This is a genomic window from Sporosarcina luteola (genome assembly GCF_023715245.1).
GTDB lineage: Bacteria > Bacillota > Bacilli > Bacillales_A > Planococcaceae > Sporosarcina > Sporosarcina luteola_C.
In genome coordinates this window covers 1,262,364-1,286,449 of sequence record NZ_JAMBNV010000001.1, presented here as the reverse complement: position 1 = coordinate 1,286,449, position 24,086 = coordinate 1,262,364, and the positions used below count along the sequence as shown (strand labels likewise).

Sequence of the window (24,086 nt, the reverse complement as noted above, 5' to 3'; positions counted from 1 at the left end):
TAATCCTTTTTTATTGCCCCCGTGGTTACGGAAGACAAGGTTTTATTGCAAAGGCATCATCATCCCGATTGCCATTTTTCAGTTGATCAGGCTTTTGATCGTCCCTACGACCGGTGATTTCCTCCTATTATGTGCTCTTGGAGGATTAGCTTTCCTCCTTTACAAAGATATCATTTGAGCGGAATCGCGTCGACGTCCGCTCATCCGGCAACATTGCAATGTATGACAGTATATCATCCTGTGCATTCCATATACTGCTGTCATGCATTGCAGCTGCTTGCGGTTCTTGGACAGGCGCTGCAGCTGTCCGATTTTGTGCCTCTGAAGACTGACGTGTTTCGATCACTTGTGCTACTTGTGTCTGTTCCTGCTGTCCGGCAGCCACCTTTTCTTTTGGCACATCCTGAACTGCAGCCGTTATCAACTTCTCTTCTGCGACTTCGGTTGCCTTTTTCGCTTCTACATTTGCTGTAATTTGACTAACGTCTTCTTTGCTGGCAGATTTTTCGCTTGCAACTTCTTCGGCAGATTTCTGTCCGTACGTACAGTTGACATTCCAAGCGACCGTAAAGGAACCTTGTCCGTCGAATGTGGATTTGACGTCTGTCGCTTCGATATGCAATGGATGATCTACTTCCGGCGGCAGGTCGATGTAAAGCGGTACAGCGTATTCAAAGTAACCCGTTTCCCCTTCTAGCTCCACATCATCGACGAAGATTGCATCTGTAGGAATCGACTCACTACGCTGCCCCTCTGTAAAGTCTACCTTGGCGGCAATGTGATAGATGCCAGATAGGCGTACTGCTTCTTCTGATCGCTTCTCCGTGAATCCAGCTTTCACTTTAACGAGGCGTGCATCCTTCGGGACACCGACATTCTCTGGAAAATAAAAGACCTCTTCCATATTCCATTGTAACTTTTTCATTCCGTTTCCCTCCCCTTGTTTCATTCACTTGCCATTATATGCAGCGAACAGGAAAGGTAGAAGAAAGTGAAGCTCGTATTATTGATAGGCTCCATTATTCGCAAAAGGGCTCATTTATTCCATCAAGGGCTCCTTGCTCGCAATGCCAATAAAAAAACTGCCCGTTGTCGGGAAACCCGACAACGGACAGCTAACATAATTATCGTGCCAATTGGGCGAATACCTTGTGGAATGCTTGGACGGTCTGTTCGATATGCTCTTCCGTATGGGATGAGGAAAGGAACATGCCTTCGAACTGGGATGGCGGCAGGAAGATTCCTTCTTCTGCCATCAAGCGAAAGTACTCCGCAAACAGTTCCAGGTCGGACGTTTTCGCTTGGTCGTAATTGGTCACTTTTTCATTCGTAAAGAAGAAACCGATCATGGAGCCTGCTCGGTTCACAGTATGCGGGATGTTGTATTTCGTCGCCGCCTCACGGAAGCCTGCTTCCAGCTGATCGCCAAGTTTCTTGAAATAATCATACGAAGCCGGTGTCAATTTTTTCAATGTCTCGATGCCAGCTGTCATCGCCATTGGATTTCCGGACAATGTCCCTGCTTGGTAGACCGTTCCTGCAGGTGCGATATTTTCCATGATTTCACGTTTCCCGCCATATGCACCGACAGGAAGACCGCCGCCGATCACTTTGCCTAGGCAAGTAAGATCCGGAGTGATTCCGAAATAGCCTTGCGCGCAAGTGTAATCAACACGGAAGCCCGTCATCACTTCATCGAAAATAAGCAATGTGCCGTTCTTCTCGGTGATTTCACGTAACCCTTCCAGGAAACCTGGCTCCGGCGGGACAACTCCCATGTTTCCGGCAACCGGCTCGACAATGACGCCTGCAATGTCATCTCCGAATTGATCGAAAGCAGCACGAACGCCATCCATGTCATTGTAAGCAACTGTAATCGTGTTCTTCGCAATGCCTTCAGGAACACCCGGACTATCCGGCAGACCCAGCGTAGCGACGCCAGATCCCGCTTTAATAAGCAACGAATCACCATGGCCGTGGTAGCAGCCTTCAAACTTCAAAATCTTGTTGCGTCCTGTATAACCGCGAGCCAGACGCAATGCGCTCATAGTCGCTTCTGTTCCTGAAGAGACCATCCGGACAACCTCGATGGATGGCACGCGATCGATAACGATTTGCGCGAGTTCATTTTCAAGTAAAGTAGGTGCTCCGAAGCTCGTTCCTGTCTCAGCCACTTTTTTAATACCTTCAACAACGTCAGGATCTGCATGCCCTAAAATCAGGGGACCCCATGAAAGGACATAATCGATATATTCATTACCATCTATGTCCTTGATGATCGGCCCTTTTCCGCTTTCCATGAAAATCGGATCCATATTGACCGATTTGAAAGCACGGACAGGAGAGTTCACGCCGCCTGGCATTAACTTCACTGCTTCCGCAAATGCTTGCTTTGATTTTTCGTAGCTTTTACCCATTCATTTTCCCTCCAGCCAACGCGCTGCGTCTTTTGCATGGTATGTCATGATGAGATCCGCACCTGCGCGTTTCATACTTGTCAACGTTTCCAATACGATTTCTTTTTCATTGATCCAGCCGTTCTGTGCCGCTGCCTTCACCATCGAATATTCACCGCTCACATTATAAGCGACAACAGGAAGCAGGACATTGTTCTTCACATCACGCATGATATCCAAATACGACAATGCAGGTTTAACGATCAGGAAATCCGCGCCTTCCATGACATCCGACTCCGCCTCGCGAAGTGCTTCCATCCGGTTGGCAGGATCCATCTGATATGTCTTCCGATCCCCGAACTGCGGAGCCGATTCAGCAGCATCGCGGAACGGCCCGTAGTATGCAGATGAATATTTGACTGCGTAAGACATGATTGGAACATTTTCGAAGCCCTCTTCATCAAGCGCTTGTCTGATGGCGACGACGAAGCCATCCATCATATTGGATGGTGCGATGATGTCAGCACCCGCCTTTGCTTGGCTGACCGCAGTTTTCGCCAACAATTCAAGTGAAGGGTCGTTCAATATGTCGGATCCATGGACGACACCGCAATGGCCATGGTCGGTATATTCGCATAAGCATGTGTCCGCAATGACAACAAGTTCAGGGAACTTCTCTTTGATAAGACGGGTAGCACGCTGGACAATTCCTTCGTCGTTAAAGGCTCCTGTACCAGTCGCATCTTTCTCTGCAGGAATCCCAAAGAGGATGACGGAAGGTATGCCTAATGAAACGACTTCTTCCACTTCCTCCAACAAACGATCAAGTGACAATTGATAAATGCCCGGCATCGAGCTGATTTCATTTTTCACATTTCCCCCTTCAATGATGAAGAGCGGATAAATGAAATCCTCTTTCTGCAGGATTGTTTCCCTTACCATCGAGCGTATTGTCGCCGAATTGCGCAGACGGCGATTACGTCGGAATTGTAGTTGAGTCATTTGATTTCTTCCTTTCGCCTCGCCAATGCATTGACGAGTTCCTTAAGAGTATAAATTTCAGGCTTCACATCCACCTTGGCGCCTGCCTCGATCAACGCCTTTTCAGTGACATGTCCGATTGCTCCGATTGAATAGCCATCCCAACCGACGACAGGCATTGCGCCTTCTACAAATACACGGACAGCAGATGGACTTGCAAATAAAACAGTTGTGCTCTCTCCTGTTTTCAGCAAATCGATGATTGAAGATACTGAATCAGGCTGGGACACCGTTTCATAAATCGTCCATTCTTCCACTTGAAACGGCAGTTCCTCACGGATGAGGCTACCGGCTAGATTCCCTCTAAGGAACAGAACCCGAAGCTCCCGGTCATCCGTTGGTTTGAATTGCTTTACAAACACGTCTGCGCTGAAAATGGTCGGGATGAATTCAACAGTGAAGCCGATCTTCTCCAACGCCGAGGCGGTCTGTGTACCGACAGCAGCTATTTTGGAGGGGATCTGTTGAGTTGTCATATTAAAACGTTCCATTTTCAAATGGAATGCTCTCACAGCAGTTTGGCTTGTGAATATCAACCAATCAAAGTCTGCACAACGCTTTAATTGATTCTCATCGGTCGCATCTACGATTTCATTCACCTGGATGAGCGGCATCGAGTAAGGGATGCCACCGTACTGTCTGACGAGATCAAAAACTTCAAGCGATTTCGGCGTCCCCGTAAAAATGACGGTTTCCCCTTTCAACGGACCCAATTCAGGCATCCATTTCCGCCTTCACTTTCTCGATTACTTCTGAAGCTCCTTCTGCGCGTAAAGTAGATGCTACAGATTTGCCGACTGCAACCGGATCAGAACCGCGCACCGTCTTCTTGAACACTTGCTTCGCGTCCGGGGAAGCAACAAATCCAGTAAATTCGATCTCTTTTCCGTCATATTCGGCAATTCCCGCAATCGGCACTTGGCATGAGCCATCCATTTCTGCAAGGAATGTGCGCTCCGCTTCGACTTCCAGCCACGTCTTCTCATCGGAGACTTTTTTCAGTTCGGCGAGCAGTTCTGCATCGTCACTTCTGCATTCGATCGCAAGTGCACCTTGGCCGATAGCCGGGATACAGTCTTCGATTGACATATACTCAGTCACTACATCATCGCTCCAACCCATCCGCTTCAAACCTGCGGCAGCCAAAAGGATCGCATCGTATTCGCCATCTTGCATCTTCTGCAACCGAGTATCGATGTTGCCTCGAATCCATTTGATTTCAATATCAGGACGAAGCATGATCAACTGGGAGCTGCGGCGTAAACTCGACGTCCCGACGACGGCACCAACCGGAAGGTCCATGAACTTCACATGACCTTTGGAGATGAATGCGTCCCGTGAATCGACACGCGGCGGCATACAACCGATCATAAGCCCTTCAGGTAATACGGCAGGCATATCCTTCATGCTGTGGACAGCGAAGTCAATTTCCTTATCGAAAAGAGCTTGTTGGATCTCTTTGACGAATAGTCCTTTGCCTCCCACCTTCGAAAGCATCACATCGAGGATTTTGTCACCTTTCGTAACAATTTCTTTCACTTCAAATTCAAAAGGCGCACCCGCTGCCTTCATTTGGTCGATAAACCAATTCGTCTGCGTTAATGCGAGCTTGCTCCTTCTTGAGCCTACAATGATTTTTCTCAATACGATCTTCCTCCCATACTTACTGCCTAAACGTCAAATCCAAAAATGGAATTGCGATAATCTGCTTCCAAGAAAAAAGTTGATGATAACAAAAAGAAAAGCGAAGACGTTCGCCCACGCAAAATCGTTCGCTGTCAGTCTTCCTCTTCTTTGCAAAAACAATACTAAACTATAAAGGATAATAACGAGGAAAGACCCGATGATCTTCATGTCGGAAATTGCCCATTCATCAAGTGCAACAGCTGCCCATTGAATTCCCAGCACGAGGCTGATGAACAGTACTGGTATGCCGGTATAAATCGATGCTTTCATCCCAGATAACGATTGTTGAAGGGACGGCAGACGTCCGAATTGCTTTGTCCACTTCTTCTTCTTCAACACTTTATAGACGAGCAAATAAAGGATGGCGAAAACGAAGGACATTGCAAATGCTGCATACGATAGGATTGCAAAGGTGATATGTATGAAGAGCAATTCCGAAATGAGAGATTCACCAACAGGCGACTTCTCAATCTGCACAGGCGTGAATGTATGGATTGTCATAAAGATGAATCCGATCACATTTAAAAAGAAGACAGCGAACCCGACCTTTGTAAACACTTGGAGAATCATCGATAACGAAATGAGCAGCCAAGCGTAGAAATAGATCCCTTCGTAAAGGGAAAGGATCGGGAATCGCTGTGTGTCAATCACCCGTGCAACTAGAAATCCGCTCTGCATCAAATAGACAACCGACAAAATCGAAAAAGCGCTACGATGGGCGATTTTATTGTTATTCAGATAATCGATGAAATAAAATACGAGGCTCACCGCATACAGGACGACGATTACTTCGTGGAATCTCGCCATAGTCATTTCGGCCATGATGCAACCTCTGCCTTTCGCATGGATCTATAGCCCGGATTATGCCTCGGCTAATTTGTGTGTAGCTTTACCAAGGGATTTGGCTTCAGTTTGAACGATTTCTTCTTCCTCTTCTTCATCAACCAATCCAAATATTTGCTTGAATAAAGCCAGTTTTTCAGCTGCCTGTCCATCCAATGCCAACTCTTTCGCCTGCAGGATCGGTTCCTTCAGCATTTGGTTGACAATTGACTTTGTATGCTTATTCAATAATTTCTTTTCACGAGCGGTGAGGTTAGGCATTTTATTCTCAATGCTGGCCATCGTCTCAGCCTGGATATGGAGAGCCTTTTCGCGTAACGCGGAAATGACCGGCACAACACCGAGCGTTGCAATCCATTCCTTGAATTCGACAATCTCCTCTTCAATCATCAAACCGATCTCTTCTGCGGCACGTTTACGTTCCGCCAAATTCGCTTCGACGATTCCTTGCAGGTCGTCAATGTCGTAGAGGAAGACATTCGGTAAATCACCAATTCTAGGATCCAAATCCCGAGGTACGGCAATATCGACCATGAAAATCGGCTTTCCCTTCCGGAGCTTCTCAACATATTTCATCAATTCGAAATCAATGACAAAATCAGTTGCACCGGTGGAACTGATTAATACATCTGCTTCCAATAGCGTGCATTGCAATTCCTGCATCGGTTTAGCGACGCCCCCGAATTGCTCCGCCATCTCTTCCGCTTTGGAAAGCGTACGATTGACGACAGTCACTTTGCCGGCACCACTGCCATGCAAGTTCTTGATGGCCAATTCTCCCATCTTCCCTGCTCCAAGTATGGCTATATGCTTTCCATCCAATGAACCGAAAATCTTCTTTCCAAGCTCAACAGCAGCGTAGGATACAGATACAGCATTGTCGGCGATGGCAGTTTCTGAATGCGCCTTCTTCGCGAGTGTAATCGACTTTTTAAACAACTCATTAAAGACTGTTCCAGTCGTTCCGATGTTTTGCCCTTCCAAGAAACTGTTTCGGACTTGTCCTAAAATTTGAGTTTCGCCAAGCACCATTGAATCGATGCCCGCTGATACACGCATCAAATGTTCGATTGCTGCATCATTTTCGTAGATAAGCAAATGAGGGGATAATTCCTCAAGTTCCATGTCGAACCAGTCAGCTAAAAATCGTTTCACGTAGTAACGGCCCGTATGGAGTTGATCAGCAACAGCGTATATTTCAGTACGATTGCAAGTAGAAATGATTACATTTTCCAAAATGCTTTTCTCTTTTTGTAAAGCTTGCATCGCCTTTGGCAATTCAGCTTCTACAAAAGATAATTTTTCCCTGATTTCTACTGGAGCTGTTCGGTGGTTGACACCGACCACGATTGTATACATAAGGTGTTCACACCTCTCCCGTTCTTTTTCACATATACGATTATAACATATTTCGCTGTATCTAACGGACAATTTTGTGACTAACTCTTGAACCATCAACGGTTCGTTCCCTATTTTTGTACTAATTCTAATGTATTTTACTTCTTCATAATGTAAAATCCGGATGAACGTTTGTTATCATCCGGATAAAAACTACATTCTATTTTCAATCTCTCGCCATGCCTCATCAATCCCTATGCCTTTTTCAGAGGAAAACAGGACTAATGGATCTCCAGCGCGCATATTCAATTCGTTTCTCACGACTTTTTTATGCTTCTCCCACTTACCTTTCGGGATTTTATCCGCTTTCGTTGCAATGACGATTGTAGGAATGTCGTAATGACCAAGAAAGTCATACATAACACAATCATCTACGCTTGGGGGATGTCTAAGGTCGACAATCAAGACAACAGCCCTCAATTGCTCCCGACCGGTTAAATATCTCTCAATCATTTTGCCCCATGCTTCCCGTTCCGATTTGGACACTTTCGCATAGCCATAACCGGGGACATCGACGAAGAATAATTTCTCTTCAATTTTATAGAAATTCAATGTTTGGGTCTTGCCCGGTTTCGATGATGTACGGGCTAAACTTTTACGTCCGATCATTTTATTAATGAAGGAAGATTTTCCTACATTCGAACGGCCAGCCAACGCAAATTCCGGAAATCCATCATCCGGGTATTGCTCCGGTCTTACCGCACTCATGATCATTTCAACTTGATTTACTTTCATTCGGAAGCCTCCTCCAATGCGTACGCTAATACCTCTTCAGCATCTGAGACAAGCTTGAATGTCAGCTCACTCCGTACACTTTCTGGTATATCTTCAATATCACGTTCATTTGCAACCGGCAAGATGATTGTCGTCAAGCCAGCTCGATGTGCACTTAAAGACTTTTCCTTAACGCCTCCGATCGGCAACACCCTGCCTCGGAGCGTAATTTCGCCTGTCATTCCGACTTCACGCTTAATCGGGCGTTTCGTCAATGCAGAAACGAGTGCGGTCGCAATCGTTACGCCCGCAGAAGGTCCGTCTTTTGGAACTGCACCTTCAGGAACATGTATATGAATGTCGCACGATTCATGGAAATTCGGATTGATATGAAAATCCACTGCCTTAGATCTGACATAGGATAATGCCGTTTGTGCCGATTCTTTCATGACATCACCCAACTTGCCCGTCAGTATCAGTTTACCTTTGCCCGGCGACAATGAAACCTCAATTTGGAGTGTATCTCCTCCAACCGTCGTATATGCCAATCCGGTTGCAACGCCGACCTGGTTTTTCTTCTCAGCTTGTCCGTAGCTGAATTTCCTTTTGCCTAAAAGGGTTTCAAGCGCCTTTGCACTGACAGTAACACTTTTTCTTTCCCCGGTTACGATTTGCTTTGCAGCTCTTCTGCAAATCCTGGCGATTTCCCTTTCCAGTCCACGGACACCGGCTTCCCGTGTATAATAACGGACGATATTCTGAATCGCTTCGTCATTGAAACGGACTTGCGACTTTGTCAATCCATGCTCCTTCAGCTGCTTTGGAATGAGATGGTTTTTGGCGATAGTCCGCTTTTCCAATTCCGTATACCCCGGAATCGAAATGATCTCCATTCGATCCCTCAATGGACCGGGTATGGAGCTTAAATCATTGGAAGTCGCTACGAATAAGACATCCGATAAATCATATGGTTCTTCTATATAGTGGTCACTGAACGTTGCGTTCTGCTCAGGATCAAGAACCTCCAGCATGGCAGATGACGGATCCCCTCTGAAGTCGTTGGACATCTTATCGACTTCATCGAGCAAGAATACAGGATTGATCTTTCCCGCCTTTTTCATGCCTTGAATAATTCGTCCTGGCATAGCACCGACATATGTACGGCGGTGCCCTCTAATTTCAGATTCATCACGCACTCCTCCAAGGGAAATACGGACAAATTTGCGCCCCAATGATTCCGCGATGGAGCGAGCCAAAGAAGTCTTTCCAACTCCTGGCGGTCCATCGAGGCATAGGATCGGCCCACGTAATGAGTTGGTCATTTGCCGGACGGCAAGGTATTCCAATATACGCTCCTTCACCGATTCGAGTCCCTCATGGTCGCGGTTCAATATTTCCTCGGATCTATTGATATCCAATTGATCCTTCGAAGCTTTTGACCATGGCAATGCGACGAGCCAATCGATATAATTCCGGATCACACCACTTTCAGCGGAAGCGGAATGAGCCTTCTCATAACGATCTAGTTCACGGAATGCAGCCTGTCTTACATTTTCAGGCATACCAGCCTCTTCAATCTTTTTCGTCAACTCAACAACTTCAATGCTCTTCCCGTCTTTATCGCCAAGCTCTTTTTGGATCGCCTTCATCTGCTCGCGTAGGTAAAATTCTTTTTGTGTCCGTTCCATTGCTTCTTTTACACGAGTATTGATCTTCCGCTCCAGTTCGAGGATCGCCTGCTCGTCGTGAAGTTTATTGATAAGGAACTCCAATCTCTTCTTAACGTCCGTAATTTCAAGTATTTCCTGTTTGGCAGACAGCTTCAACGGTAGATGGGAAGCGATCATATCTGCGAACCTTCCCGGCTCTTCGATAGATGCAATGGAATCGAATGTTTCCTGGGAAACTTTAGCGGAATAGTTTGTGTAATTTTCGAAGTAAGGAAGTAAAATGCGCATAAGTGCTATGCATTCTGCATCCAATTCCGTGTCATCCGGTATTCTCTTCACATCTACGACAGGGTAGAGGTCCGCCTCCTCATAATTAGACCATTCCGCCCGTTCGATACCTTCAACATTGAGTCGATATGTCCCATTGTTCAATTCCGTCAATGACTTCACATGTGCTAAAAGTCCGATTCGATATAAATCATCGGCTTCCGGATGTTCAACACTTGTCTCTTTTTGTGAAGCAAGCATGATGAGATTGTCATTCGCAATTGCATGTTCGACCGCAAATACGGAGCGCTCTCTCCCGACGTCAATATGTAAAACCATCGTCGGGTAGACTAACATCCCCCGCAAAGGCAATAAAGGTACATTCAGCTTTTTTCGATTCGGCATGCGGAAGTCACCTCCATAAGTTATGTATGTCCATTAATCATTTTTCTATAAGGTGGAAAAAGCCGACAACCGATGAGCGAATGATTCGCATCGTCGGAGTCAGCTTTACCCCTCCATTTATCAGGCCGTATTTTTCTCTTGATCGAGCTCCATCTGGGTACCATCTTCTCGATAAAGGATCGGGCTGGATTTTTTCAGGACGGAATCTTTAGTAATGATGCATTCGGTGACTTCATCAAGTGACGGAAGTTCATACATGATATCCAACATGATGTTTTCAATAATCGACCGCAATCCACGGGCACCCGTTTTCCGATCAATCGCTTCTTTTGCGATTTCAATCAGCGCATCATCTTCAAAACGCAACGCAACGCCGTCCAATTCGACCATCTTTTGGTATTGCTTGACAATCGCGTTTTTGGGTTTTGTCAGTATTTGATACAGAGTAGCTTCATCCAACTGCTCCAGAGTTGCGATAACTGGCAAACGACCGATAAATTCTGGAATTAATCCAAAACGCTGTAAATCTTCAGGGATCAATTTAGAAAGTAATGTTGCTTCGTCACGCGATTCCTCTTCGGTATTCGATCCGAAACCAATCACTTTCTGTCCTGTTCGGCGTTTGATGATTTCTTCCATCCCATCGAAGGCACCGCCGACGATGAAGAGAATATTTGTCGTATCGATTTGCAGGAATTCCTGGTGAGGATGCTTGCGGCCGCCTTGAGGTGGGACGCTTGCAACAGTTCCTTCCAAAATCTTCAGGAGTGCTTGCTGTACACCTTCACCGGACACATCACGCGTGATCGATGCATTTTCCGACTTACGGGCAACTTTATCAATTTCATCAATATAGATGATCCCTTTTTCTGCACGTTCGATATCGAAATCAGCAGCTTGGATCAATTTCAATAAAATATTTTCAACGTCTTCACCGACATAGCCGGCTTCCGTCAAAGAAGTTGCATCCGCAATTGCGAAAGGAACATCGAGAATACGTGCCAATGTTTGCGCCAACAACGTTTTACCGCTGCCCGTAGGACCGATCAAAACGATATTCGATTTTGCAATTTCCACATCATCGACCTTACTATTCGTATTGATCCGTTTGTAGTGGTTGTAAACCGCAACGGCCAATGACTTTTTAGCACGGTCCTGGCCAATAATATATTCATCCAAGATACCTTGAATTTCACGTGGTTTCGGAACATCCTTCAGCTCGAAGTGCTCGTCAAGTCCAACTTCTTCCTCGACGATTTCCGCACAAAGTTCAACACACTCATCACAAATATAAACACCCTGACCGGCAACAAGCTTTCTCACCTGGTCTTGGGTTTTACCACAAAAAGAACAACTTAAATTATCTTTTTCGTCATTAAATTTGAACATCAAGCTCACCCCTATTCAAGTGACAATCTTACAAGATTCCCCCGGTTTTATCAACTATTTAGAACTTATCCTCTATAGTTGCCCAAAAAATCCTAACCTATGAAAAACAAGGTACGGAAACCCGCACCTTGTATTTTTCATCAAGAATTATTCAGCGACTTTTGCATTTTCAACTAGCAATTCAACAGTCTTGTTGAAACGCAAGTCGTTCTCAAGCACTTTCGTTCCGCCCAATGTCTGCTTAATCTGATCGACGTCCATACCGAATTGCTCAGACATCTTCTCTAGCTCTGCGTTGATTTCCTCTTCTGTAACTTCAAGGCCTTCAGCAGCTCCGATTGCTTCAAGTGTCAATGAAACGCGAACGCGGCTGAGTGCATCGTCTCTCATTTGCGCACGTAATGCAGCTTCATCTTGTCCTGAGAATTGGAAGTATAAATCTAAGTTCATACCTTGCATTTGGAGGCGTTGACCGAATTCGTCCATCATGCGATCCACTTCGGAGTCGATCATCACTTCCGGGATATCGATTTCAGCGTTACGTGCTGCAGCTTCAACAAGATCGTCACGCATTGCTGTTTCAGAAGCAGTTTTCTTCTCTTGAGCTGTCTGTTCTTTCATTTTTGTACGAAGCTCTTCAAGGCTTTCGACACTTTCATCGATTTCCTTTGCAAGCTCATCGTCAAGCTCAGGAACTTCCTTCGACTTGATTTCATGTACTTTTACTTTGAATACAGCCGGTTTACCAGCCAATTCTGCAGCGTGGTACTCTTCAGGGAAGGAAACTTCGATATCTTTTTCTTCGCCTTGCTTCATACCGACAACTTGTTCTTCGAATCCTGGAATGAATGAACCAGTTCCGATTTCCAAGTCATATCCTTCAGCTTTGCCGCCTTCGAAAGCTTCGCCATCAACGAATCCTTCGAAATCAAGGTTGACAGTGTCGCCATTTTCAACAGCACCGTCTTCCTTTACGACCATTTCAGCCAACGCTGTTTGACGATCCTTCAATTGTGCTTCGATCTCTTCGTCCGTCACTTCAGTTTCCTGACGTGTCACTTCAAGACCTTTGTAGTCGCCAAGTTTTACTTCAGGCTTTAATGTAACATGTGCTTTGAATACGAGCGTTTTGCCTTTTTCCATTTCATCGATTTCGATTTCAGGTTGAGCGATCGGCTCTACATCCGCTTCATCAAGCGCATTTGAATACGCTTCAGGCAGGATGATGTCAAGCGCATCGTTATAAAGTGATTCTACGCCGTACATTCTTTCAAACATTTTGCGGGGCATTTTCCCTTTACGGAATCCAGGCGCTTGAACTTTCTTAACTACTTTCTTGAAAGCCTCATCAAGTGCTGCATCCACTGTTTCAGCAGGAACTTCAACTGTAAGTGTTCCTTTATTGCCTTCTTCTTTTTCCCATTTAACAGACATTTAAATACCTCCGAATCATTATGACCAGTATATTTTCTCACGTTTATACGCTATTTACAACCCTTACAGTATATCATAGTCTTTCGATCTTTCAACAGATTTACTGCTCATCACTTATCCGTCTGTTGGTCAACAGTTCTGATCCAGGAATTCAGCTCCGTTGCATTGACCGGTGCCCCCGTGAACATGCTTTCTATGTATTGCGTATAAGCATCCGCAACCTCGGAAGTGGAGAATCCATCCCAGCAGAATGGGTAGGCGATAATACCGTAACGGAGACTGGCGTCAATAGCCATTTGCATACGCGAGGGATCCTTCTCAAAGAGTCCGCCGATTTGATTGACTACTTCAATGGAACGATCATCCTGGCTCGGCAGCTCCAAATCCGCAGGGATGACACTTTTCGACCTCCCAAACTTCCGGACCGTCACTTCCCCATCAAAACCTGATTCGCGCAGGAGGACAAGCGCGTACGTGATGACGATTGGGTGCAAACTTTCCTTTTCGACAATTTGCGATAATAGATTTTTTGTCGTCTTGTCCAATTCCCTGTTTTCAAATAAAGCAAGAATCCCCTGTTGTGTTTCTGTTGTTCCTTCCATGAATTCATCCATGGTAAACACATCCAATTGTCGAGGTTCCAATTCCTCACGTATGTATCTTGAGGATAGCCTATTATTCAACTCCCGTAAGTAATTGAATTTAGTAACCATATTTGGCGGGACGATACCTTCGTCGAGGAGGGTTTCAATCGTCATTTCAACTTCGTCATAATCCTGCAGCTGGATGCTGATTGCTAAATATAATTCCATGGCGTCCAGATACTCCGTTGTTCCGCTATGTAATAATTTCGTTGCTATTTCTTTCGCCAAAGGAAAATCTTTTGTTTCATAGAGAGAAACCGCGTATGGCGCTAATATGCGGGTGTTGTCAGGATCGAAATGATACGCCTGTCCGAAGGCCTCCACAGCTTCTGCGTAGTCTGTATCCTCGACAGCATCCAACCCTTTTTCAATCAGTCGTTCTAAGGCGCCAGGAAACACGACGATGTTATCCTTTTTAATTAGCCTTCCGTATCTATGTCTCACTGGATTCACCTTCTTTCATCCATCCACTATACCATATAGCATTTTCCAACCGGAAATGAATTATTCACTCCCTGTTATATATGTTCATATCTGAAAATTTCTCGATACATTTTTCCTCAAACCAGCTTCACTCTTTGGATTTTATTGTTCCCACGAAATGGAACTTAGTTAGTTAGCACCAAGGGATAATTCTCATGTCCATTCCTTTTTATTTGCAAACGTTTAGTATCAAGTAACTGTATTGGCAAATTTGATCCGTATTGGCAGTTTTTGTCTTGTTTTGACGGATTTTTTCAGTATAGTATTTCTTGTGTAACGGTGTAGAAAAAAATTAAGGAAGAGGGGGAATTCCCAAAGATGAAAAACATATTTTTGTATCCGTTTGTAGTTGTATCGTTAGGCTTGTTATTGGGAGCATGCTCTGAACAGGCAACAGAGACAACAGAAACAACTACATCAGAAAAAGAAGAAGTAACTGTCACTGACAAAACAGAAATTGAGACATCGGAGTCAGATGACACAGCGAACATGCAATGGTCTTATGATGAAGAAACAGGTCCGGACCATTGGGGGGATTTGGATCCTGCATACTCAGCCTGTACAGATGGAAATGAACAATCACCAATCAATATCGATTCATCACAAGTGAAAACGAGTAAAAAACTGGATAGCATTGAAATTCAATATGAACCGTCACACCTTTCGATCTTAAATAACGGTCATTCGATTCAGGCTAATCCAGCAGCACCAAACAATAGCATTGTCGTCGAAGGAACAGAATACAAACTTGCTCAATTTCATTTCCATACACCAAGCGAGCATCAGATCAATGGTCAAAACATGGATATGGAACTTCATCTGGTACACCAAGATGCGGACGGTGAGCTTGCAGTACTCGGTCTGATGATTAAAGAAGGAAAAGAAAACGAAGAACTTGCAGCTATTTGGGATGCATTTCCTATGAAAGAAACTGAGAATGATATTGAATTAAATGAAACTATTGATTTACACGCCTTACTACCTTCAAATCAAACAACTTACTCTTACAACGGCTCATTGACGACACCACCTTGCACAGAGAAGGTGAAATGGATTGTTTTTGTAGAACCGATTGAAATGTCAAAAGAACAAATTCAAGCTTATCAGGAGATTTTCCCTGAAAACCAACGTCCTGTTCAACCTTTAAATGAGCGCGAAATAATTGAAGTAGATGAAGTAGATTGAGGAAGATTTCAATCGCTTGAAAAATCTTGCGCCAATACAAGGATGGCCTTTCATCAATTCTCTGGATTGATGAAAGGTCATTTTTATCGAATTAATATCCACTTGAGTATGTTATATATGTGTTGCGCCCATTTTCCTTCGCCCTGTACAAGGCGTTGTCCGCATTCGTCAGTAACTCGTCCATCGTAGCTCCGTCTTGCGGAAACATGGCGATTCCGATACTAGAAGTGGTGGTGAAGGTATACCCCCTTATTTGCCAATCTTCCTGCAAGCTGTCCAAAACCCGTCTACTGATCGCCTTCGCCTCGTTCTCATCTGTATCAGGAAGGAGCATGAGGAACTCATCACCGCCTTGGCGCGCAAACACATCACTTTCCCGAAGTGAGCATCTCACTCGTTTAGAAAGCTGTTTCAGTAATTCATCACCGACAGAGTGACCAAGCTGATCATTCACCCACTTGAATCTATCAAGATCCATATATAGTAATGCACAATTTATTTCATTTCGTTTTGCTTCCTTCAAAGTTTGGCGCATGATTTCCTGAAAAAGTCTCCGATTCGGCAACCCTGTCAGTTCGTCATGAAAAGCCATTTGCGTCAGCTTCTCGCGCATCATCTTTTTTTCTTCGATGACACGGGAGACAACCAATATAAAACCTTCACCGTTCTTTTCATCTACAAAATAAGTGCCTTTTGCTTCAAGCCATATCCATTCTTTCGTTTTATGCCTATATCTAAACTCCATTTCGGCGGATTCCAACGATTGGAATAAGGAATAGAAATGTCCTTCAACTTCCGGCAAATCTTCAGGGTGCACTATATCAATAGCACTCTTCCCTTCGAAATATTCCAAAGGAAACCCTAGGACTGGCGTTAGTGAGGGGGATGCATAGACAATCACCCCGTCTTTATCTATGACTGTCACCAAATCAGTCATATTTTCGGCAATTAAACGGTATTTTTCTTCACTACGGATCAAGGCCTCTTCAAATCTTTTCTTTTCTGAAATATCACGCGAAATACCGGAAAAAGCGATAATGTTGCCATGTTCATCATGAAGAGGAGAAAGCGTTATACTGACCGGAATAAATGTTCCGTCCTTCTTCAAACATTCCACTTCGAGCCCACGGATGCTTTCATTATTCAATACACGTGCACGGTCTCTCTTTACTTGCTCACTTTGTTTAGCTGGTATTGTCGGCATAGGCCTCCCTACGATTTCTTCCGCTTTCCATCCATACATTTCTTCGAAGGCTCTATTCACCTGTACAACATTTCCGTCCAAGTCAATAATATCCATTGCCTCGGCAGATGACTCATAAAAAAACATTAACTTCTCCGCTGTTTTTCGAAGTTCATCTTTCGTTTTGACTAGTTCGGTCACATCTTTTACGACAACCATTATGTTCCGGGGTTGCTGACCCTTTTCACAGAGAGGGAGGTTTTTTACATACAAATGAAGTAATTCACCTTCTTTATTATAGGCACTCACATTATATGAGCTAGATTCCCCTTTCAATGTGTTAGCGAATAATTCAGCAACCAATTTCACATTTTCCGGGGCAATTATGTCCTGAAAATTAATGTCCACCCATTCGGATGCTGAATATCCGAATAAATTCGTACCCGCTATATTCACATCAAGTACTTCTCCCTTTTCCCCTAGTAGGAAGATAGGATCCGGATTAAAAGTTAGTATCGAATTCAATACATCACTCGTAATCCCCTTAAAAAGCATATCCATCTATACCGCCCCTTCCTAAATGAACACTATATAACAACTACTATATAAAAGAGCATTGCTCAAGAAATTCACTATCCTGGATGACTAACAATAGTTTATACCCATTTCAATAAGTATACTATAACTAGTTTTAAAATCCTATGAAACGAGCATCGATAGACAGTTTGAACTAGCCTTTAGTCGGGTATGATAACATAAAGAGGTGAGTATTTTGAGTGAATTATTTTTACTCGAAGTGGAGGTTCAAAAGCTTGAGAGCGATATTAACAGATGTCCTGATAGCTTAAAGCCTACAATTCGGTCCGATATACAGTTCCTGATGGATGTAATTGATTACTGTAATAATGGAAATTAAATATATTGCTTAACTAAAATAAGGACGGCATTAAACTTTGATTTTTCAAAGTTTAACGCCCTCCTTTTTCATCTTCTATGCATTGGCCCCAGTAAGATGCGCATCGAACGAATCGATAATCGTTAGGAAATGGTCTGCTTCGCGATAAACATGGTCCGCTAATAACGGATGGATAATACTCTTTATTTTACATTCTTCAATTAAATCTCTGGCCGTCTTTTTGAATTCGCGGAGGGAAACGACAGACACCCGATTTTGATCAAGGAATTGGTCCAACAGGGGAACGGTTTGGGAATACGGTCTCATTCCGTCTAAATCCCTAGCTTGGAACAGTAATTCATCAAAATCATTGCTGAAATTCCTTGCAATGTCGACGAGCTTTCTTTCCGAAGGATCAAGTAGATGACCGATGAATTTTGCATGATCGGCCATAATTCGTAAAAAGAACACATTCTCTTTGATGATTGCATCTGCAAGCGGCACTAATTTCCCTTCATTTAATTCAATGAGTCGCTTCCTGAAATAATTGGCTTCCCTACTAATATGGTCTACCAATAACGGGAAGTTGTTTCCGCCGGGCAACTGGCAAGATAGGATCAACCCTAACACTTTTCGTTTAAAAGCGTAAATATTCGTCGCTGCCATCTGAACTTCTGAATTGAACCTTCTGATGGTCAGGGGGTCTGTTTGATTTGTATAAGCATGCGACTGTTGTTCAATTCGTTCGAATATACGATAAAATTGATTTGCTTCTGCGATTAGTTGTGTATCTTCACACCGAAACCCTAGCCTTAGAAATAAGGAATGTTCTTTCATAATTCTTGACCAGAACTGGATTTCCTCCAATGACCGTTCCACAAACTCCGTTGGCGATATGTTGGGACCACCGCTTTGGTACTCTTCGTTCCAATACATACGAATCTCCCCTTTGTATGCATACGTACTGAATCAATCTATTCCGAGTAAAGTTGTCCCTATTCCAAAAATCTTTAAGTGACGTAACTTTTCACATGCACACAAAGGATTTTCTGTAATTATTCATTCTCCTCAATAGGTTGTAGTTTTTCTTCAATTTCATTCCGACGCTCTTCTAAAAACGGCGGCAAGTCTAATTTCTCACCTAGCGTTTCAATATTTCCGTCGATTGTAAAACCCGGTCCGTCTGTCGCAATTTCAAATAGAATTCCATTTGATTCGCGGAAATATAAACTCTTGAAGTAGAAGCGGTCCACAATGCCGGATGAATAGAAGCCTCGTGCCCGGACTTGTTCATCCCAATATGCAAGCTCTTCTTCGTCTTTAACACGCACCGCCAAATGATGAATGCTGCCGCGTCCAGGTTTTTCGGATGGACCGTCTAAAAATTTCACGACAATTTCACCAAAAACTTCGCCTTTAACCGATTGGAATATCGCCTCTTCTTCCGTACGGAACACTTCCAAATATCCGAATATTTCTGTAAGTGTACTTGCAAGTTTATCGAGTCTCCGCACAGTCATTTCAACTGAACCCATGCCTTGAATTTGATGTTCTTCCGGTACGATTGATTTTCCCCATGTTTCCCAGTGCTCGGGTTTTTCGCTGTTTGACACAAGAAGCACCATCCGCAAGCCTTCTGAATCCTCAAAGTGTAAAGCGGGACGATTAGCGTACATTGTAATGTCACTATGTTGTACATCAAATTCTTCAAGACGCGTTTTCCAATAAGATAAGCTAGCAACGGATGGGACAAGTAATCCGATTCGGGTGATGGCATTTGTTCCTCGGTGCGTACTTCCTACAACCGGAATTTCAAAAAATGATAATTCAGTGCCAGGACTTCCGGTTCGGTCTCCATAAAATAAGTGATACATTGACGGATCGTCTTGATTGACCGTCATTTTCACACGCCGTAAACCAAGTACTTCTTTATAAAAGTGATTGTTTTTACTAGCATTTTTGGTGATCATCGAAATGTGGTGATGTCCTGGAATTTTGTACATGAGTTTTTTCCTCCTATTTATCGTTTGATTAGACAAGTGAGAAGATAAGAAATCACCTATTCGGCAACTTCTTGTTTACTATTTTTTTGAACACGCGACATAAGCTTATATAAGCTTTTCTTTATAACTCAACTAATTATGATGTAAGAAAAGCATCTCGAATTCAAACTATATGCTTGTCAGTCAGAAAATCACGTTACATTTCCCATCAATAAATATAAACAGCCAATCGCCAGAGTTATTCTGGCAATTGGCTGTATTGACCATTATCATTTCTCCCAAATTTCAATCCATCTTCCTTCAGGGTCAGAAATCCAAACAAAGGTCCCATACTCGCTTTTTTCAGGTTCTTTTAGAAGTGGTACACCAATTTTTTCGAAGTGCTCCATCCAATCTTCTATATTTTCCACTTGGAAATTTAGCATAACAGATTGTTCGACAGGGAAATAGCTATTTTCTTCTTTAAAAAGAGAAAATATCGTCTCATTATCTATATCTGGTTTAATTATAGCGCCATTCCAGTCACCCATTGAAAATCCCAGCGTTTCTTCATACCAGTTCTTTAACTGATCTACATCTTTTGACCTCAAAAAAACCCCGCCAAAACCTTTTATCTTCATAACATACTCCCCCCACTCACCTTTTTGTTTCCTACTTAAGGTTAGTTCAACAAACCTAGCATTAATCCTTCTTTACATATTTCACTTATTTATACCACCATAATAAAACAGGCAGTTCCCCCACCCATTACGGGCGGCGAAACTGCCTGTCCAATTAGATTGAATCACCAACAGGGTTTACCTGCGTATACTTATCTTGATCTTCGGTTCTGAAGCGACCTTCCCATTTAGCCATAACAACCGTCGCCATAGCGTTCCCCAGTACGTTGACGACTGTACGACCCATGTCTAGCAGTCGGTCGACACCTGCAATGAAAGCAAGTCCTTCCAATGGAATACCGACTGTGCCAAGCGTCGCAAGCAAAACGACGAATGAAACGCCTGGTACCCCTGCGATACCGTTCGAAGTGACCATGAGTACCAATACTAATGTAACCTGCTCCATGATGCTAAGGTCAATGCCATACATTTGAGCAATGAAAATTGCCGCAAGTGCTTGATAGAGTGTTGAGCCGTCCAAGTTGAATGAATAGCCCGTCGGAACAACAAAAGACACGATGTCCCGCGGTGAACCGAATTTCTCCATCTTTTCCATAAGCTTCGGCAGCACAGTCTCAGAACTGGATGTAGAATAAGCCAAAATAAGTTCGTCTTTCAACAGTTTTATAATGCTGAAGATGCTTGAGCCGACTAACTTCGCAATTCCGCCAAGGACCACAATGACGAAGAAAATCATCGTTGCATAGACGAGAATCATTAATTTACCAAGCGGCACTAGCGATTCGAGTCCGAATTTTGAAACCGTCACACCGATTAAACCGAATACACCAATCGGTGCGAATTTCATAATCAAGTTCGTTACCCAGAACATCGCGTCTGCAGTGCCTTGGAAGAATGCCAGCACCGGCTTTCCGCGTTCACCGATTGAAGCAACCCCTAATCCGAACAATACAGAGAAGAAGATGACCGCAAGCATATCGGCTGATGCCATCGCTTGGATAATATTACTCGGCACGATACCGACTAGAACGTCCATAAATCCTTCGTTTTGTACACTTTCAGTCGTTTGGACATAGGAGTCGATATCGCCTTTTGCCAATGTCGACATATCAATGCCTTCACCTGGTTTAAAGATATTTGCTGCAGATAAACCGACGAGGATAGCGATTAACGAGACAACTTGGAAGTAAAGCATCGTCTTTCCGCCAAGTTTACCTAATTGCTTTAGATCACCCGTTCCTGCAACGCCAACAATCAAAGTTGAAACGATGATTGGGACAACAATCATTTTGATCATGTTAATAAAGATAGTACCTAGTGGCTGTAAATAAGTCTCTATTGCCGGATGGCCATAAAAGACTGCCCCGACGATGATTCCTGCTATTAATCCGACAAGTATTTGATAAGCTAATGGAAATTTAAATTTCTTTTTCATAAAGATACCTCCCTCTACCAATGAAAGCGTTTTCTCACTTTTTACTAGTGTAAGGGATACTTATCGAATCCGACAAAATCCGACAATGTGTTTTTTATTTATTTGCAGGAAAAATCTTCATTACCGCTTATACCTTTCGCCTGTTTCAATATAGAGCACTTGTAGGAACTTCTTTATATTAATTTTTAATCGGGAAGGAGTTGGGAGGTCATCTTCTATTTGTTTCATGCGTAGGCGAATGTCCTGGAAGTCGAAATAGCGCGGTGCATAATATTCGAATTGAGGCGATGTATAATCAACTACTCCCATCGAGGCTAGGTTGTTGACTGCGGCTGCGATTGTTCTTCGGATCCGCTGCTCAATCGCCTTGCTTTCTTTTGTAATATCAACATTCTCCATATCCCTGGCGGCCGCTTCATATAAGTCCTTTAATGGCGGCAACTGCGATGGCCGGTTTTGCTGTTGCATTAGTAAGTCCATAATGGCTACGATATCATCGCTGCCTGCCTCTCCAACAATCCCCATATCGTTTAAAATGGAACGAACAATTTCACTCACACTGTGTCGCATTGGTTGTTCACCAACCGATCCGATATTTGCTAGCGATTCCCGAATCGTTTGCAGCGATTGCTGAAGCCGATAGTTTTCTTTAGTCTTCGTTAAAATACTTCGAACTTCCACACGATTAATGGGCTTATGAATAAAGAACTCCACACCTTTTTCGTACGCTTCACCAACCATTTCCTTATTGACGACTTGAGAAATCATGATGAACTGACCCTTGAATCCTTGCTCTTTCAAATGTTCCATCGTTTCGATGCCATCAAGTTCCGGCATGAGAAAATCAATCAGTACAACGTCAGGCTGCGTAGACATTATAAGAACAAGTGATTTCACACCATTTTCCGCCTCGCCTGCCACATAGCCAAGCTCCTCTTCTATGATAATCTGCTCAAGCATTCTCCGGCATGCCAAATCATCATCTACAATAAAATAACGCACGATAGATCACCTCATTACTAAAGTATGTGCAGGAATCCGTATTTGAAAAACCGTTCCTTTTTCTGGTGTTTCAATATGAATCTCCCCTTGCAGTGTCTGAACAATCTGTTGGACATGGGATAGACCAATGCCAGTCGCCGCCACGCCCTGCTCATTGAACTTCGTTGTATAGCCAGGTTCAAACAGTATAGGGATATCTTCTTTTCGAATCCCTTTGCCTGTATCCCTGATTGTGATGCGCAGATCATCCGCTTCTTCGAATATGCGAATGTCAACGGTACCCGTATGTGTAATCGATTCAACTGCATTGGCCGTTACATTATTCAATAAAGCCAATAGCGGGATATGCTGATCCGTTTCATAATCAACTGTCATCGTTAAGCGGAAATTGACAGTCCTCTTCAATAACTCGCTATAATTCCGATTCGATGTAATTACAAGTTCAAGCAGATCGGACAAGAGAAAGAAATCAGCGCTCTTTTCTTTTGTAATGTTAGACAATCCTGCTACTATCCGCTGAGAATCCTTTTTCACTTCATGGATTTCTTGTGCAATGGCTAGCGCCTGCACACTCAAGTCATGTAGATTCTTTTGCTTTAACTTCCGGTACAAATCATGGCTGGCGGCCGTTACTTGTTCGATATGATTCATCGACTTCTGTAAATATAACGACTCCGCATACAGATTCGAACCGATTCCGAGCATTTCCCGCACTCGCTTTTTCTGCTCAGATACCATAATTGAACTATAAAGGCCAACGACGAAAAAGCTGCGGAACATCGCCACACCGGCAATCAACGCCAAGTCTTTCCACATCAGACCGCCACGGTCCAGCATGACTATGCGCATGATGCTTTCCGAACCGTTCCCGACAAACTCAAAAAATGAAGCCAAAGCCCCTAACATGAGCGGAGCTGCCCGATACTTGTCAAGATGGATGATATGAAAACCCATCGCAAAGACAACATAATATAACAAAATAGGCATATGATGCTGGAAACTCTCCGTAAACGAAACAGACATTGTCGTCATTTCAATACCTGTCCGAAAAACAACGACAGTCAAGCCAGTCACCAAACCTGTCAACGGAAGAGATCCGGCTGGACGAATGAGGAGGAGAAGGAAAAAAGCAATGCTCCCTAAACCAAAACGAAAATACTCTCCATTGAAAGGAATAAGTTTAAACTCCCCCGCTATGGCCGTCAATAAAGCCGTCAACAATAAAGCTGTAAGGTCAATTTTAAGTTTTTTGGGGGTTAATTGCTTATTTATCATATACTATCTCCTATTATAAGAAATAATCTCCTTTGGAAATTATATCATGACAGGTATTCATTCGTTTTATAAATGTATTATTTACTAAAGAAAAAGCGATGCAAGCGTTACTTTTTCA

20 protein-coding genes are annotated in these 24,086 nt (G+C 43.6%); 1 reads left to right on the top strand and 19 read right to left on the bottom strand.

Going from position 1 to position 24,086, the window contains the following annotated elements; all coding sequences use genetic code 11:
* Positions 1-145 precede the first annotated feature (145 nt).
* From M3152_RS05965 to M3152_RS05910, 12 genes are all read right to left on the bottom strand, one after another.
* Positions 146-925 (bottom strand): hypothetical protein, encoded by a 780-nt coding sequence (locus tag M3152_RS05965; protein WP_251694268.1) that lies wholly within the window; start codon positions 923-925, stop codon positions 146-148.
* A gap of 199 nt (positions 926-1,124) precedes the next feature.
* On the bottom strand, positions 1,125-2,417 hold the full coding sequence (gene hemL / locus M3152_RS05960) for a glutamate-1-semialdehyde 2,1-aminomutase (RefSeq protein ID WP_251694267.1): 1,293 nt from the start codon (positions 2,415-2,417) through the stop codon (positions 1,125-1,127).
* A complete protein-coding gene (gene hemB / locus M3152_RS05955; protein ID WP_251694266.1) occupies positions 2,418-3,398 on the bottom strand; it encodes a porphobilinogen synthase in 981 nt (326 codons plus the stop codon).
* Positions 3,395-4,159, bottom strand: a complete 765-nt coding sequence (locus tag M3152_RS05950; RefSeq protein WP_251694265.1) for a uroporphyrinogen-III synthase — start codon at positions 4,157-4,159, stop codon at positions 3,395-3,397. The genes hemB and M3152_RS05950 overlap by 4 nt, the downstream gene beginning before the upstream one ends.
* A complete protein-coding gene (gene hemC / locus M3152_RS05945) occupies positions 4,152-5,081 on the bottom strand; it encodes a hydroxymethylbilane synthase (RefSeq protein WP_251694264.1) in 930 nt (309 codons plus the stop codon). Before hemC ends, M3152_RS05950 begins: the two co-directional genes overlap by 8 nt.
* Before the next feature lie 33 nt (positions 5,082-5,114).
* A complete protein-coding gene (locus tag M3152_RS05940; protein WP_251694263.1) occupies positions 5,115-5,945 on the bottom strand; it encodes a cytochrome c biogenesis protein in 831 nt (276 codons plus the stop codon).
* A 39-nt stretch (positions 5,946-5,984) separates the two neighbouring features.
* Entirely contained in the window at positions 5,985-7,325 is a 1,341-nt protein-coding gene (gene hemA, locus M3152_RS05935; protein ID WP_251694262.1) for a glutamyl-tRNA reductase, read from the bottom strand.
* Between the two features lie 192 nt (positions 7,326-7,517).
* Entirely contained in the window at positions 7,518-8,099 is a 582-nt protein-coding gene (yihA, locus tag M3152_RS05930; RefSeq protein ID WP_251694261.1) for a ribosome biogenesis GTP-binding protein YihA/YsxC, read from the bottom strand.
* Positions 8,096-10,420: an endopeptidase La gene (lon, locus tag M3152_RS05925; RefSeq protein WP_251694260.1), complete on the bottom strand. Its 2,325-nt coding sequence runs from the start codon at positions 10,418-10,420 to the stop codon at positions 8,096-8,098. Before lon ends, yihA begins: the two co-directional genes overlap by 4 nt.
* A gap of 120 nt (positions 10,421-10,540) precedes the next feature.
* Entirely contained in the window at positions 10,541-11,809 is a 1,269-nt protein-coding gene (clpX, locus tag M3152_RS05920) for an ATP-dependent protease ATP-binding subunit ClpX (protein ID WP_251694259.1), read from the bottom strand.
* A 147-nt stretch (positions 11,810-11,956) separates the two neighbouring features.
* Positions 11,957-13,243 carry a trigger factor gene (tig, locus tag M3152_RS05915; RefSeq protein WP_251694258.1) on the bottom strand — a complete coding sequence of 429 codons (1,287 nt, stop codon included), beginning with the start codon at positions 13,241-13,243 and terminating at the stop codon, positions 11,957-11,959.
* 110 nt (positions 13,244-13,353) lie between these two features.
* Complete coding sequence (locus M3152_RS05910) at positions 13,354-14,331, bottom strand: tetratricopeptide repeat protein (protein ID WP_251694257.1); 978 nt, start codon at positions 14,329-14,331, stop codon at positions 13,354-13,356.
* Positions 14,332-14,688: 357 nt separating this feature from the next.
* Between M3152_RS05910 and M3152_RS05905 the strand changes: the two genes are divergently transcribed.
* The gene (locus M3152_RS05905; RefSeq protein ID WP_251694256.1) at positions 14,689-15,555 is read left to right on the top strand and encodes a carbonic anhydrase; all 867 of its coding nucleotides are present in this window, start codon (positions 14,689-14,691) and stop codon (positions 15,553-15,555) included.
* A 91-nt stretch (positions 15,556-15,646) separates the two neighbouring features.
* Here M3152_RS05905 and M3152_RS05900 read toward each other — a convergent pair whose 3' ends face one another.
* The 7 genes from M3152_RS05900 to M3152_RS05870 all read right to left on the bottom strand — a co-directional run bounded on the left by M3152_RS05900 (position 15,647) and on the right by M3152_RS05870 (position 23,968).
* Positions 15,647-17,299: a sensor domain-containing diguanylate cyclase gene (locus M3152_RS05900; protein ID WP_251694255.1), complete on the bottom strand. Its 1,653-nt coding sequence runs from the start codon at positions 17,297-17,299 to the stop codon at positions 15,647-15,649.
* Positions 17,300-17,729: 430 nt separating this feature from the next.
* The gene (locus tag M3152_RS05895; RefSeq protein WP_251694254.1) at positions 17,730-18,569 is read right to left on the bottom strand and encodes a DUF2935 domain-containing protein; all 840 of its coding nucleotides are present in this window, start codon (positions 18,567-18,569) and stop codon (positions 17,730-17,732) included.
* A 119-nt stretch (positions 18,570-18,688) separates the two neighbouring features.
* Positions 18,689-19,636, bottom strand: a complete 948-nt coding sequence (locus tag M3152_RS05890; RefSeq protein ID WP_251694253.1) for a ring-cleaving dioxygenase — start codon at positions 19,634-19,636, stop codon at positions 18,689-18,691.
* A 269-nt stretch (positions 19,637-19,905) separates the two neighbouring features.
* Positions 19,906-20,256, bottom strand: coding sequence for a VOC family protein (locus M3152_RS05885; RefSeq protein ID WP_251694252.1), 351 nt, complete (start codon positions 20,254-20,256; stop codon positions 19,906-19,908).
* Positions 20,257-20,410: 154 nt separating this feature from the next.
* Complete coding sequence (locus M3152_RS05880) at positions 20,411-21,691, bottom strand: cation:dicarboxylate symporter family transporter (RefSeq protein ID WP_251694251.1); 1,281 nt, start codon at positions 21,689-21,691, stop codon at positions 20,411-20,413.
* A gap of 120 nt (positions 21,692-21,811) precedes the next feature.
* On the bottom strand, positions 21,812-22,693 hold the full coding sequence (locus M3152_RS05875; RefSeq protein WP_251694250.1) for a response regulator: 882 nt from the start codon (positions 22,691-22,693) through the stop codon (positions 21,812-21,814).
* 6 nt (positions 22,694-22,699) lie between these two features.
* Positions 22,700-23,968, bottom strand: a complete 1,269-nt coding sequence (locus M3152_RS05870) for a sensor histidine kinase (protein WP_251694249.1) — start codon at positions 23,966-23,968, stop codon at positions 22,700-22,702.
* Positions 23,969-24,086: the final 118 nt, after the last annotated feature.

What these genes read in the sequence shown, in the direction of transcription:
- M3152_RS05965 (WP_251694268.1), bottom strand. Translation starts at nt 925, where the DNA reads ATGAAAAAGTTACAATGGAATATGGAAGAGGTCTTTTATTTTCCAGAG.
- hemL (WP_251694267.1), bottom strand. Translation starts at nt 2,417, where the DNA reads ATGGGTAAAAGCTACGAAAAATCAAAGCAAGCATTTGCGGAAGCAGTG.
- hemB (WP_251694266.1), bottom strand. Translation starts at nt 3,398, where the DNA reads ATGACTCAACTACAATTCCGACGTAATCGCCGTCTGCGCAATTCGGCG.
- M3152_RS05950 (WP_251694265.1), bottom strand. Translation starts at nt 4,159, where the DNA reads ATGCCTGAATTGGGTCCGTTGAAAGGGGAAACCGTCATTTTTACGGGG.
- M3152_RS05940 (WP_251694263.1), bottom strand. Translation starts at nt 5,945, where the DNA reads ATGGCCGAAATGACTATGGCGAGATTCCACGAAGTAATCGTCGTCCTG.
- hemA (WP_251694262.1), bottom strand. Translation starts at nt 7,325, where the DNA reads ATGTATACAATCGTGGTCGGTGTCAACCACCGAACAGCTCCAGTAGAA.
- yihA (WP_251694261.1), bottom strand. Translation starts at nt 8,099, where the DNA reads ATGAAAGTAAATCAAGTTGAAATGATCATGAGTGCGGTAAGACCGGAG.
- lon (WP_251694260.1), bottom strand. Translation starts at nt 10,420, where the DNA reads ATGCCGAATCGAAAAAAGCTGAATGTACCTTTATTGCCTTTGCGGGGG.
- clpX (WP_251694259.1), bottom strand. Translation starts at nt 11,809, where the DNA reads ATGTTCAAATTTAATGACGAAAAAGATAATTTAAGTTGTTCTTTTTGT.
- tig (WP_251694258.1), bottom strand. Translation starts at nt 13,243, where the DNA reads ATGTCTGTTAAATGGGAAAAAGAAGAAGGCAATAAAGGAACACTTACA.
- M3152_RS05905 (WP_251694256.1), top strand. Translation starts at nt 14,689, where the DNA reads ATGAAAAACATATTTTTGTATCCGTTTGTAGTTGTATCGTTAGGCTTG.
- M3152_RS05900 (WP_251694255.1), bottom strand. Translation starts at nt 17,299, where the DNA reads ATGGATATGCTTTTTAAGGGGATTACGAGTGATGTATTGAATTCGATA.
- M3152_RS05895 (WP_251694254.1), bottom strand. Translation starts at nt 18,569, where the DNA reads ATGTATTGGAACGAAGAGTACCAAAGCGGTGGTCCCAACATATCGCCA.
- M3152_RS05890 (WP_251694253.1), bottom strand. Translation starts at nt 19,636, where the DNA reads ATGTACAAAATTCCAGGACATCACCACATTTCGATGATCACCAAAAAT.
- M3152_RS05885 (WP_251694252.1), bottom strand. Translation starts at nt 20,256, where the DNA reads ATGAAGATAAAAGGTTTTGGCGGGGTTTTTTTGAGGTCAAAAGATGTA.
- M3152_RS05880 (WP_251694251.1), bottom strand. Translation starts at nt 21,691, where the DNA reads ATGAAAAAGAAATTTAAATTTCCATTAGCTTATCAAATACTTGTCGGA.
- M3152_RS05870 (WP_251694249.1), bottom strand. Translation starts at nt 23,968, where the DNA reads ATGATAAATAAGCAATTAACCCCCAAAAAACTTAAAATTGACCTTACA.